This window comes from Methylobacterium sp. WL18 (assembly GCF_008040015.1).
In the GTDB taxonomy this organism is placed as follows: domain Bacteria; phylum Pseudomonadota; class Alphaproteobacteria; order Rhizobiales; family Beijerinckiaceae; genus Methylobacterium; species Methylobacterium mesophilicum.
On sequence record NZ_VRVD01000086.1, the window covers coordinates 1 to 11,831 of the forward strand.

The following is an 11,831-nucleotide window of genomic DNA, read 5'->3' on the forward strand; positions in this document are numbered from 1 at the left end:
CAGCCGCCACAACCCCACCCTCCGGGACGCCTACCTGCGCCTGCGCGCCGCCGGAAAGAAGCCCATCGTCGCCATCACCGCACTCATGCGACGCCTCATCGTCATCGCAAACGCACGCCTACGCGACGCCTACGCGCAAACCGCCGCCAACTGAGTTGATGACAGGGTGGATGTTTGAGTGCCGCAAGTAACGACCCGCGTCTTGAAAGTCCTCGAGTCCGATTAGTAATCGCTCATTTTGCAGAGGGGCTGGAGGATGCCACCTCACCCCACCGCCTCAACCAGCCGCTTGCGCTGCACCTTGCCGTTGGCGGTTCGGGGCAGGGCGTCGAGAAAGCGGATCTCCCGCGGGCGCTTGTAGGCGGCGAGCCGCGCCTCGCACCAGGCGAGCAGGGCCTCGGCGTCGGGCTCGGCGCCGGGCTGGAGCACCACGAAGCCGCAGATCACCGAGACGTCGGCGCGCACCGGCAGCTCGGCCACCCCGACCTCCGCCACGGACGGATGAGCCGAGAGCACGACTTCGACCTCGTTCGGCGAGACCCGGTAGCCCATGGCCTTCATCAGGTCGTTGTTGCGGCCCTCGAACCAGACGTAGCCGTCGGCATCGAGCCGGGCGAGGTCGCCGCCGACGAACCAGTCGCCGCGCATCACCTCGGCCTCCTCGTCGGGGCGGTTCCAGTACCCGAGCATCAGCGCGGGCTCGGAGCGGTGCACCGCCAGGAGGCCGGTCTCACCGGCCGGCAGCGGCACGGGCTCCCCCTCCACCGGCAGGATCGCCACGCGCCGGCCGGGCTGCGGCCGGCCCGGGGAGCCCGGGCGCACCGGTATGGTGGGGCCGCTGGAGATGTAGGTCGAGATCTCGCTCATCCCGAGCGCCTCGTAGAGCGGCTTGCCGGTCGCGCGAGTCCAGGCGTCGAATAGCTCCACAGACAGGGGCTCGCCGGCGGTGCAACCGTGGCGCAGGCTCGACAGGTCGTGGCTTTCGAGGGCGCCGTACTTCAGGATCTGACGGTAGAGGGTCGGGACCGCGGCGAACAGGGTGGCGCTGTACGCCGCGATCAGGCGCGGCCAGACCGACGGGTCGCGGGGGCCGTTGTAGAGCACCGCGGTGGCACCCACCGACCACGGATCGCTCAGGCCGACGCCGAGCGTGTAGGTCCAGTTCATGGTGCCGGCATGCAGCATCACGTCGGACTCGCCGAGCCCGATCCAGTGCGCGACCATGGGCCAGCGGCCGTAGGCCGCCCGGTGGGCATGGAGCACCCCCTTGGGCCGGCTGGTCGTGCCGGAGGTGTAGATCAGCATCGCCGGGTCGTCGGCGGCGGTGTCGGCGTAGTCCGGCAGCGGCGGGACGCCCTTCAGGGCGGTGATTGCGGCGGCGTCGAGCAGGATGCGGCCCCCCAGGGCCTCGGGCGGCACCGTGCACCCGCCGCCGACCACGACCGCCCGGGCGCCGGAATTCTCCATCAGAAAGGCGGCCTCGCCCTCGGTCAGCTGGGGCGAGGACGGCAGGGCCACCAGGCCCGCGGCCAGGGCGCCGAAATAGACCAGGACGTAGCCGGCCTCGTTGCCCATCCGGATCATCACCCGGTCGCCGGGCGTCAGCCCGAGCCCGAGCAGCCCCGCCGCGATGCTGCGCACCGCCCGGTCGACCTCGCCGAAGCTGAGCCGGCTCGCGGTGCCGTCGCCGACCAGCACCAAAGCGGTCTTGTCCGGGCGCAGCCGCGCGTTCTCGGCCAGACAGTACCGGGCCGCGTTGAAGCGGGCCGGGGGGTGGCGATCATGGGGCCGGAGGGCGTCGGACAAAGGGCGTTCCCCGCGTCTTGGGTTTTGCCCGGGTGTCCCGCATCGGCGCGCCACCCGTCAACCGTGGGTGAGGCGAACGCCGATGCGGACCGCGTCAGGTCCGGCGCTGGGCCTGGCCCTCCTGCTCCTCGAAGCCCTTGAGCACCTTGTCGAGGGTCATGGGATACTCGCGGATCCGGATGCCGGTGGCGTTGTGGATCGCGTTGGCGAGGGCGGCCCCGGCGCCGCAGATGCCGAGCTCGCCGAGCCCCTTGCTCTTCAGCGGATTCGTCTTGTCGTCGAGCTCCGGCAGGAACACCGCGTCGATCACCGGCACGTCGGCATGGACCGGCACGTGGTACTCGGCCATGTCGTGGTTGACGAAGAAGCTGTAGCGGGGATCGACCACCGCATCCTCCATCAAGGCCGCGCCGACGCCGAAGGTCATGCCGCCGATCGCCTGGCTCCGCGCAGTCTTCGCGTTGAGGATGCGGCCGCCGGTGAAGACACCCAGCATTCTGCGAAGCCTGATCTCCCCGGTATCGGCATCGACGCCGACTTCCGCGAAGTGTGCGCCGTAGGAGTACTGCGAGAATTTCTGCTTCATCTCCCCAGGCTTGATCTCTCCGGCGGCTTCCAGACCGGTGCCGGCGAGGTCTTTCAGCGATTCCGTGCGGTTGCCCGAGGTCACGGCGCCGTCCCGGAAAGTCGCGCCCTCCGGGTTCAGGTCGCCCGCCTTCAGCAGCGCCTGCCTGAGGTTGTCGCAGGCGACGTAGAGCGCGGAGCCCGCCGATCCGGCCCCGAAGGAGCCTCCGGATCCGGCCGCGAAGGGGAAGTCGGTATCGCCCATCTCAACCCGGACCCGCTCAACCGGAAGCCCCAGCATCTCGCCGGCGATCTGGGTCAGGATCGTGTAGGTGCCGGTGCCGGGATCGGTCATGGCCATGCGCACGACCAGCACCCCGTCGGGCCCGAGCCGCACCTTGGCGGAGGACGGCATCAGCGGGTTGAGCCGGGCGGCGGCTGACATGCCCATGCCGACGAGCCAGTTGCCCTCGCGCCGGCTGCCCGCCGCCTGGCGCATGTCCCAGCCGAACAGCCGTGCGCCCTCGCGCATGCAGGGCACGAGCTGGCGCGTGGAGAACGGCACCTGCTTCTCGGGGTCCTCGGCGGGCTCGTTGCGCACCCGCAGTTCGACGGGGTCGATCTTCAGGTGCTCGGCCAGCTCGTCCATGGCGCATTCGAAGGCGAGCTGCCCCACCGCCTCGCCTGGCGCGCGCATGGCCGAGGCGATCGGCATGTTCAGGTTGACGAGCCGGTGGCGCGTCACCCGGTTCTGCGCCGCGTAGAGCGAGCGGGTGACGTTGGCGGAGGTCTCGAAGAAGCCATCGCCCTCGGCGGTGTCGGACCACGATTCGTGCCCGATCGCCGAGAGACGTCCGTCCTTGTCGGCTCCCAGGCGGATCCGCTGGATCGTGTCCGTGCGGTGGGTCGCGACGTGGAATTCCTGCTGCCGGGTCATCGCGACCTTCACGGGCCGCCGGATCACCTTGGAGGCCAGGATCGCCAGGGTCGCCTCCGGCTGGACCTGCAGCTTCGCGCCGAAGCCGCCGCCGATATACGGGCTGACGATCCGCACCTTCTCGGGCGCCAGCTTAAGCACCGAGCCCAGCGCCTTCTGGCCGCGGTTCGGCATCTGGTTGGCGGTGTGCAGCACGACGCCGTCGCCCTCCCAGGAGGCGATCGTGGCGTGCGGCTCCATCTGGGCGTGGATCTGCGGCGGCGTGGTGTATTCGACGTCGAGCTTCACGGGTGCCGCCGCGAAGGCCGTATCGAAGTCGCCGAGCTTCGAGTCCGGCGGCGAGTTCACGGGCTTCGGCTCGTAGGCTGCCGCCATGTTGTCCTTGAGCAAGCCCTTGGGCTTGGCCGCGTCGTATCGGACCTTGACCAGCATGGCGGCCGCCCGGGCCTGCTCGAAGGTCTCGGCGACCACGAACGCCACGGGCTGACCGTAGAACTTGACGTCTGTGCCCTGGAGCTGCGGCCAGACCTGCTCCTTCTTCTCACCTTGCTCCGGCACGTTCTCGTGGGTCAGGACCAGGATCGTCCCCGGGGCCCGGCGCGCGGCCTCCGCGTCGATCGCCCGGATCGTGCCGGCCGCGATGGTCGCCGGGACGATGTACCCGTAGGCCGGGTTCTTGAGCGCCCTGGTCTCGTAGGCGTAGGGCGCGTGCCCGGTGACCTTCAGCGGCCCGTCGACCCGGTCCAGCGGCTTCCCGACGAGGCCGTCGGGACGGTCGTCGAGGGGCGTCCGGCCGATCGGCTGGTTCATCTCCATGGGACTTGTCCTTGCCGGGTTCTTTACGCGCGGGTCGCCTGCGCCATGACGGCGCGCAGGGTCCGCCGCGTCAGCGGGATCTTGAAGTCGTTGGCGCCGTAGCCGCGGGCGCCCTTCAGCACCGCGTCGGCGGCGGCATCGGCGGAGCCGGTCCGCACCAGCGCCTCCTCGGCCTCGGCCACGCGCCAGGGCTTGTGCGCCAGGCCGCCGAAAGCGAGCCGCGCCATGGTCGGCTTGCCCCCCTCGGCATTCGCGATGATTGCGGCCACCGACACGGTCGCGAAGGCGTAGGACGCCCGGTCGCGGACCTTGCGGTAGATGTGCTGGCCGGCCACAGGCTTCGGCAGGGTCACCGCGGTGATGATCTCGCCCTTGCGCAGGTCGGTCTCGATCTGCGGCGTGTCGCCCGGAAGCCGGTGGAAGTCGGCGATCGGGATGCTCCGCGCCTGCCCGGCCGGATCCATGGTCTCGACGGTGGCGTCGAGCGCCCGAATCGCGACGTTCATGTCGGACGGGTTGGTGGCGATGCAGGCCTCGCTCGTCCCGAGCACCGCCATGATCCGGTTGAAGCCGCCGATCGCCGAGCAGCCCGAGCCGGGCTCGCGCTTGTTGCAGGGCATCGCGGTGTCATAGAAGTAATAGCAGCGCGTCCGCTGGAGCAGGTTGCCGGCGGTGGTCGCCTTGTTGCGCAACTGGCCCGAGGCGCCGGCGAGCAGGGCCTTCGCCAGAACCGCGTAATCCTTGCGCACCCGCGCGTCCGCAGCGAGGTCGGAGTTGCGCACCAGTGCCCCGATGCGCAGGCCGCCCTCCGGCGTCGCTTCCACTTTGTCGAGGGGCAGCCGGTTGACGTCGATCAGCGTCGCCGGGGTCTCGATCTGGAGCTTCATCAGGTCGAGCAGGTTGGTGCCGCCGGCGATGAACTTCGCATTCGGCCGCTCGGCCGCGAGCTTGGCTGCGTCCTGCACGGTGGCCGGACGCTCGTAGGTGAAAGCCTTCATGTCCGCCCCCTCAGAGGTTGCTGGCGGCGGTATCGCGGATCGCCGCGACGATGTTCGGGTAGGCACTGCAGCGGCAGATGTTGCCGCTCATCCGCTCGCGGATCTCGTCGTCGCTGAGGCTCGGGGTGGACGCGATATCCTCGGTGACGTGGCTGGGCCATCCCGCCTTCGCCTCGCTCAGCATGCCGACGGAGGAGCAGATCTGGCCGGGCGTGCAGTAGCCGCACTGGAAGCCGTCATGCGCGATGAAGGCGGCTTGCATCGGGTGAAGCGTGTCTCCGGTCGCCAGGCCCTCGATCGTCGTGATCGCGTGGCCATCGTGCATCACTGCCAGCGTCAGGCAGGAATTGATCCGCCGGCCATCCACCAGAACCGTGCAGGCACCACACTGGCCGTGGTCACAGCCCTTCTTGGTGCCGGTGAGGGCAAGGTGCTCCCGCAGGGCGTCGAGCAGGGTCGTGCGCGTGTCCAGGGCCAAGTCGCGTGCCTCGCCGTTGATCGTGAGGCGCACCGGCATCGTCTGCGGGGCTGGATCACCCGGTGCCGCGGCCGCGGCGGACGCCGGCCGGAGCCCGAGGGCACCGAATGCCCCGGCTGCGGCGCAGCCTTCCACGACAGCGCGACGCGTGAGAGCGAACGGCTTCGTCGGAGTGTCGTCTGTCATGCTGCTATCCCGCCCATGCGCGACGCTCACGGCGAGGCGCAGCCTGGAATTCAATGTCCCAACGTCAGCGCCCGTGGATTAGATCCGATCCAGACTGCGCCCCTTCACCGCGGCCATTCCCCGTGGCGTATGATCTCTGCCCTGGTCGATCCCTCGGTCCGATCCAGGTGAAACGGGCGGAACACATCGTCCGGAGTGCTCAGTATGGCCGTCACTGTCCCGACCTTGCCCCTCAACGATGGGCGCCGCATCCCGCAGATCGGCTTCGGATGCTGGCAATTGTCGGAGTCCCAGGCTCCCGATCTCGTCGGCCACGCACTCAGCGCGGGGTATCGCCTGATCGACACCGCCGCCGCCTACGGCAATGAGGAAGGCGTCGGCCGCGGTATCCGCGAATCGTCGGTCCCGCGTGAGGAGGTGTTCCTCACCACCAAACTCTGGAACGATCGCCAGGGCCGGGATGCGACGCGGCAGGCCTTCGACGAGAGCCTCAAGCGCCTGGGCCAGGATCATGTCGACCTCTACCTGATCCACTGGCCCTGTCCGCAGCGGCGCCTGTTCGTGGAAAGCTGGCGGTCCATGATCCAGCTGCGCGACGAAGGTCGCGCGAAATCGATCGGCGTCTCGAACTTCACCCCGGAGCACATCGCCACGTTGATCGGCGAGACCGGCGTCGCGCCAGCCGTCAACCAGATCGAACTCCACCCGCATTTCCAGCGGAAGGAGCCCCGTGCCGACGATGCCCGGCACACGATCGTCACCGAGTCGTGGAGCCCGCTCGGCCGGGGCAAGGAGCTGAACGACCCGGTCATCGTCGCCATCGCCCAGGCGCACGGTAGGAGCCCGGCCCAGGTGGTGCTGCGCTGGCAGGTGCAGATCGGCTGTGTCGCGATCCCGAAGACCGCCCGACCCGAGCGTATCGTCGAGAATGTCTCGGTCTTCGATTTCGCGCTCAGCGATCAGGAGATGACCCAGATCGCCGGCCTCGACCGGCCCGACGGGCGGATCGGGCCCGATCCCGCCACCTTCTGCTGAGCGCACCAGCCCTTGTGCGGCGCGGCATAACACTGCGCCGCAAAAGATTTATGCTCAAGGCTAGCATATCTAGACAGACGGGTCCGGCGCCCATAAGTTAGACGGCACAATGCTCAAACTGAGCATAATGGAGGACGCCATGACGGCGACCGTGTCACCCGTCTCCCGTACGTCGGTTCCGGGCCTGCCGCTGCCGGATCTCTACGCCCGTGTCAGCCGCCACGTTCCCGCGATCGAATGGCCGGCGCTCGCCCCCGATATCGAGGCGATCCTGCGGCTGAAGCGCGAGCGCAACGCCGTGATCCTGGCCCACAATTACCAGGCGCCGGAGATCTTCCACACGGTGGCCGACATCGTCGGCGACAGCTTGGCGCTGGCGCGCGAGGCGGTGAACGTCGAGGCGCAAGTGATCGTGCTGGCGGGCGTCCACTTCATGGCTGAGACCGCCAAGCTCCTGAACCCGAGCAAGACCGTACTGATCCCGGACATGGGCGCGGGCTGCTCGCTGGCCGATTCGATCACGGCCGCCGACGTGCGCGGCCTGCGGGCGAAGTACCCGGGCGTGCCGATCGTGACCTACGTGAACACCTCGGCCGCCGTGAAGGCCGAGTCGGACCTGTGCTGCACGAGCGGCAACGCCGTCGCCGTGGTGCGGTCGCTGAACGCGCCCCGGGTCCTGATGATCCCGGACGAGTTCCTGGCCCAGAACGTCCAGGCCGAGGTTCCCGAGGTCGAGATCCTGACCTGGGCCGGCCATTGCGAGGTGCACGAGCGCTTCACGCCCGCCGACATCCGCGACGTGCGGGACAGCTATCCCGGCGTCACGGTGATCGCGCACCCGGAATGCCCGCCGGACGTCGTGGCCGAATCGGACTTCTCCGGTTCCACCGCGATGATGATGGACTTCGTGCTGCAGAAGCGCCCGAGCCAGGTCGTGTTGGTGACCGAGTGCTCCATGGCCGACAACATCGCGGCGGCGAACCCGGACATCGAGTTCATCAAGCCCTGCAACATGTGCCCGCACATGAAGCGGATGAGCCTGAAGAACATCCGCCGCGCGCTGGAGACGCTGACCCACGAGGTCACGGTCGATCCCGCCTTGGCCGACCGCGCCCGGGCGGCGGTCGAGCGCATGCTGCTGGTGCGCTGACGATGAACGCCGTCTCTCCCAACATGGCCGACCGCGTCGTCGTGGTCGGCGGCGGGGCCGCCGGGCTCCAGTTGGTGACGAAGCTCGGCGACAAGCTGGGACGCGGCAAGCGCGCGCACGTCACCCTGGTCGACCGCGCCCGCACGCATATCTGGAAGCCGCTGCTCCACGAGGTCGCGGCCGGCAGCCTCGATATCGGCCACCATGCGGTCGATTACCTGCACCACGCCCACAAGCACGGGTTCCGATACCGAATCGGCAGCATGACCGGGCTCGACCGGGAGGCGCGCACGATCCGGCTCGCCGCGAGCCACGATCCCGAGGGCCGCGAGGTCACGCCGGAGCGCTCGGTGCCCTACGACACCCTGGTGATGGCGGTCGGCTCGACCACCAACGATTTCGGGACCCCGGGCGTCGCCGAGCACGCCATCGCGTTGGACACCCAGGACCAGGCGGTGCGCTTCCACCAGCGCCTGGTCAACGCGTCCCTGAGGGCCCACACGCAGGCCGGCCCGGTCCGGCCCGGCCAGCTCCACGTCACGGTGATCGGGGCCGGCGCCACCGGCACCGAACTCGCGGCCGAGTTGCACCGGACCTTCCGCCACGTTGTCGCCACCGGCCTCGACCGGATCGACCCGGGCAAGGACATCCGGATCACCCTGGTCGAGGCGGCCGAACGGATCCTGCCGGCGGTGCCGCAGCGCCTTTCGGTGGAGGTGATGCAGCTCCTCAACAAGATCGGGGTGGACGTTCGCGTGAAGGCGCGGGTGACCGAGGTGCGCGCGGACGGCGTGCAGCTGGCCGACGGCACCTTCATCCCGTCGGAGCTGGTGGTCTGGGCGGCCGGCGTGAAGGCGCCGCCGTTCCTGCAGGGCATCGGCGGGCTCGAGACCACCCGGACCAACCAGCTGGTGGTCGCCCCGACCCTGCAGACCACCCGCGACCCCGACATCTTCGCGATGGGCGACTGCGCCTACCTGGTCGAGGCCGGCTCGGACACGCCGGTGCCGCCCCGGGCGCAGGCGGCCCACCAGCAGGCCAGCCACCTGATCGGCCAGATCCAGGCCAAGATCGACGGCAAGCCCCTGAAGCCGTTCAAGTACAAGGATTTCGGCTCGCTGGTCTCGCTCGGGGAATACTCCACGGTGGGGAGCCTGATGGGCTTCGTCCGGGGCAAGAACATGCTGATCGCCGGACTGTTCGCCCGGATGATGTACCGCTCGCTCTACAAGATGCACGAGCGTGCCCTGCACGGCAGCGTCAAGACGGCGCTCGACGCCCTGGCCCGGGCGCTCACCCGCCGTACCGAATCACGGGTGAAGCTGCATTGAGGTCTCACCGGCACCCCGGCGCCGGGGGGGCCCGCGACAGCAAGGACTGACGCTGGAATCGCGTGGATCTCGAACGCGTCCTAGGCGGCGGAATGTGAATTATAGTTGACATTCCGCCGCTTTCTGGGTTACGAGACCTAACATGTTCCAGGTGCGCCGCACCGGCGAATTCATCGCTTGGCTGAACGCTTTGCGGGATTTCCAGGCGCGGGCGCGGATCACCAAGCGGATCGACCGTATCGCTCAGGGCAACCTCGGCGATGCCAAGTCCGTTGGCGATGGCGTCAGCGAATTGCGGTTCTCTTTCGGGCCGGGATACCGGGTTTATTACACTCTGCGCGGTGATGTCGTCGTGATCCTGCTGTGCGGCGGCGACAAGGGCTCGCAGACGCAGGACATCGAACGGGCCAAGACTATGGCGCGGGAGGTTTGACAATGGCGATAGAGACCAAGCCCTGGGATGCGGCCGAAGTCCTGAAAACCCCGGCCGACATCGCAGCCTATCTCGATGCCTATCTCGAGGACGGGACTCCGGAGGAATTGCTGGGCGCGTTGAACACGATTGCCCGCTCGCACGGCATGTCGGCACTGGCCCGCGAGACGGGCATCAGCCGCGAGGCGCTGTACAAAGCCTTCAGCGACAACGGCAATCCGACGCTGGACACCTTGTTGCGCGTCCTGAAAGCCCTGGGTGTGCGCCTCGCCGTGGCGGCGTGATCGATCCCTGAACAGTGAAAAAGGGGGCCAGCGATCCGGTCTGTCCTCACGCTCGACGCGTTCGCCCGGGCGCCTGTCGCGGCCGGACTTACCGCGGGCCAAGCAGCAGCCGGCGTGACGTTTGGGACAACCGCTTTGAACGAAGCCCTCGCCGGCATCATAGCACCGTGCTTATGATCCGGTCGCTCTCGGAGCAAAAGCCGTTCACGGGCAGATGAATTTCGCGCGGGTATTCGAGGGGGGCCGCATTTTCTCAGCCGAACCGGCGCCAACGTCGTCGGAACATGCTCTAAGCCGTCAACACGGCATCATCGTTTTCCGAAAGCCGGCATCGCCCGCTCGGAATGATGCGCCCGGATCCACCGGCACCCCGGCGACACGGGGGCCGCAACAGGAAGGACGCCCTATGATCCTCGTGAGCGTGATGTATCCGACCGGCCCGAACTTCGACATGGGCTACTATCTCGGGCACCACATGCCGCTGGTGCGCGAGCGCTGGTCGTCGCTGGGCCTCCACGAAGCGAAGGTGGTCAAGGGTGCCGGCACCCCGGACGGCGGCCCGGCCCCGTTCCAGGTGATGGCGCTGCTGACCTTCGAGTCGGCCGACGCGTTCAAGAAGGCCGTGGCGGCCCACGGCGAGGAGATCTTCGCCGACATCCCGAACTTCACCCCGGCGCAGGCCCAGGTTCAGATCAACGACTTTGCGGAGAGCCCGTGATCGATATCGTCAAAGCGGTGCAGCAGGCCGATCCGAGCCTCGGCACCTACGTGGTCGTGCTGCGCGCCGACGCCCGCGCCCTCGACGGCCCGGATCGCCTAACCCCCGAGGCGCAGGCCTGGATCGACGCGAACGCCCCGGGCGGCCGCCTCGCCCGGGTGCGGGTCCTGCTCGCCCCCTATCCGGGGGCAATGCCGGCCGAGCGCGACGTGAGCGTGGCCGCCTTCGCGGATGCCCGCCAGCTCGCGGCCTTCGCGACCACTTGGACCGGCGATCCGCTATCGGACGCCGAGGAGCCGTAGAACCGGTTCACGCCGCCCGCAATTGGCGGATCGCCCGGAGGGTCGTGGCCCGCTGCACCTCCAGGCGCCGGATCAGCGGCACGAGGTCGGCGCCCGCATGGGCGGCGGCCTCGACCTCGCGGCACAGGCTCGACAGCCCGACGAAACCGAGGAGCCCGGCCGCCGCCACCATGGCGTGGGCGTCGTGGGCGATCTGGAGGCGGTCGGTCTCGCTCGGGCGGAAGCGCTCGGACAGCTCGTTGGCAAGCAGATCCAGCAGCCCGCCGACCTGATCCGTACCGAAACTCGTCTCCATCTCGGCGAGCACCGCGGCGTCGAGCACCGCGGGATCGACGGCAACATTGCGCCGGGGCGTTTCCTGGCGGGCCCGGCGGCGGGCCCCGGGGGCGGTCCAGCGGCTGATCGTGGCGAACAGGTCGGCCCGGCGGAACGGCTTGCCGACATGATCGTCCATCCCGGCCTCGCGCAGCTCCGCGACCTGATCCGGCAGGACGTTGGCGGTCATCGCCACGATCGGGACGTCGCAGGCCGGCGGCGCCAGGGCGCGGATCCGCCGCGTGGCGGTGAGCCCGTCGACGCCGGGCATCTGCACGTCCATCAGCACCAGATCGTACGGGCGCCCCTCGGCCACCGACAGGCCGACGGCCGTGATCGCCTCGCCGCCATCGCCAGCGACCTCGACGGTGTAGCCCTGCGATTCCAGGACGGCGCAGGCGAGTTCCTGGTTGAGCGGCACGTCCTCGACCAGGAGCAGTCGCAGCGACGGCCCATCCGGAGGCGGCCGGGATTCGCC

12 protein-coding genes and 1 pseudogene are annotated in these 11,831 nt (G+C 69.0%); 8 read left to right on the forward strand and 5 right to left on the reverse strand.

The genetic code is table 11. The features are described from left to right. Positions 1–154 (forward strand): annotated as a pseudogene (locus FV228_RS34130) (IS110 family transposase); the annotation flags it as partial. A 110-nt stretch (positions 155–264) separates the two neighbouring features. Here the strand turns inward: FV228_RS34130 and FV228_RS09690 are convergent. From FV228_RS09690 to paoA, 4 genes are all read right to left on the reverse strand, one after another. Further along, on the reverse strand, positions 265–1,806 hold the full coding sequence (locus tag FV228_RS09690; RefSeq protein ID WP_147854428.1) for an AMP-binding protein: 1,542 nt from the start codon (positions 1,804–1,806) through the stop codon (positions 265–267). A 94-nt stretch (positions 1,807–1,900) separates the two neighbouring features. After that, entirely contained in the window at positions 1,901–4,123 is a 2,223-nt protein-coding gene (locus FV228_RS09695; RefSeq protein ID WP_147854429.1) for a xanthine dehydrogenase family protein molybdopterin-binding subunit, read from the reverse strand. 23 nt (positions 4,124–4,146) lie between these two features. After that, the gene (locus tag FV228_RS09700; RefSeq protein WP_147854430.1) at positions 4,147–5,121 is read right to left on the reverse strand and encodes a xanthine dehydrogenase family protein subunit M; all 975 of its coding nucleotides are present in this window, start codon (positions 5,119–5,121) and stop codon (positions 4,147–4,149) included. 10 nt (positions 5,122–5,131) lie between these two features. Further along, positions 5,132–5,785: an aldehyde dehydrogenase iron-sulfur subunit PaoA gene (paoA, locus tag FV228_RS09705; protein ID WP_147854431.1), complete on the reverse strand. Its 654-nt coding sequence runs from the start codon at positions 5,783–5,785 to the stop codon at positions 5,132–5,134. Positions 5,786–5,989: 204 nt separating this feature from the next. On the opposite strand from paoA, the gene FV228_RS09710 reads away from it, so the two are divergent. The 7 genes from FV228_RS09710 to FV228_RS09740 all read left to right on the forward strand — a co-directional run bounded on the left by FV228_RS09710 (position 5,990) and on the right by FV228_RS09740 (position 11,038). After that, positions 5,990–6,820 (forward strand): aldo/keto reductase, encoded by an 831-nt coding sequence (locus tag FV228_RS09710; RefSeq protein ID WP_147854432.1) that lies wholly within the window; start codon positions 5,990–5,992, stop codon positions 6,818–6,820. A gap of 139 nt (positions 6,821–6,959) precedes the next feature. Next, positions 6,960–7,970, forward strand: a complete 1,011-nt coding sequence (gene nadA, locus FV228_RS09715) for a quinolinate synthase NadA (protein WP_147854433.1) — start codon at positions 6,960–6,962, stop codon at positions 7,968–7,970. Positions 7,971–7,972: 2 nt separating this feature from the next. Beyond that, the gene (locus tag FV228_RS09720; protein ID WP_147854434.1) at positions 7,973–9,301 is read left to right on the forward strand and encodes an NAD(P)/FAD-dependent oxidoreductase; all 1,329 of its coding nucleotides are present in this window, start codon (positions 7,973–7,975) and stop codon (positions 9,299–9,301) included. A gap of 142 nt (positions 9,302–9,443) precedes the next feature. Beyond that, positions 9,444–9,734 carry a type II toxin-antitoxin system RelE/ParE family toxin gene (locus tag FV228_RS09725; RefSeq protein WP_147854435.1) on the forward strand — a complete coding sequence of 97 codons (291 nt, stop codon included), beginning with the start codon at positions 9,444–9,446 and terminating at the stop codon, positions 9,732–9,734. A 2-nt stretch (positions 9,735–9,736) separates the two neighbouring features. Next, positions 9,737–10,018, forward strand: coding sequence for an addiction module antidote protein (locus tag FV228_RS09730; protein ID WP_147854436.1), 282 nt, complete (start codon positions 9,737–9,739; stop codon positions 10,016–10,018). A 406-nt stretch (positions 10,019–10,424) separates the two neighbouring features. Next, positions 10,425–10,736: an EthD family reductase gene (locus FV228_RS09735; RefSeq protein WP_147854437.1), complete on the forward strand. Its 312-nt coding sequence runs from the start codon at positions 10,425–10,427 to the stop codon at positions 10,734–10,736. Beyond that, complete coding sequence (locus FV228_RS09740; RefSeq protein WP_147854438.1) at positions 10,733–11,038, forward strand: hypothetical protein; 306 nt, start codon at positions 10,733–10,735, stop codon at positions 11,036–11,038. The genes FV228_RS09735 and FV228_RS09740 overlap by 4 nt, the downstream gene beginning before the upstream one ends. A 7-nt stretch (positions 11,039–11,045) precedes the next feature. On the opposite strand, the gene FV228_RS09745 is transcribed toward FV228_RS09740, so the two are convergent. After that, positions 11,046–11,831, reverse strand: a 786-nt coding sequence (locus tag FV228_RS09745) for a response regulator (protein ID WP_147854439.1), incomplete at its 5' end; no start/stop codon positions are given.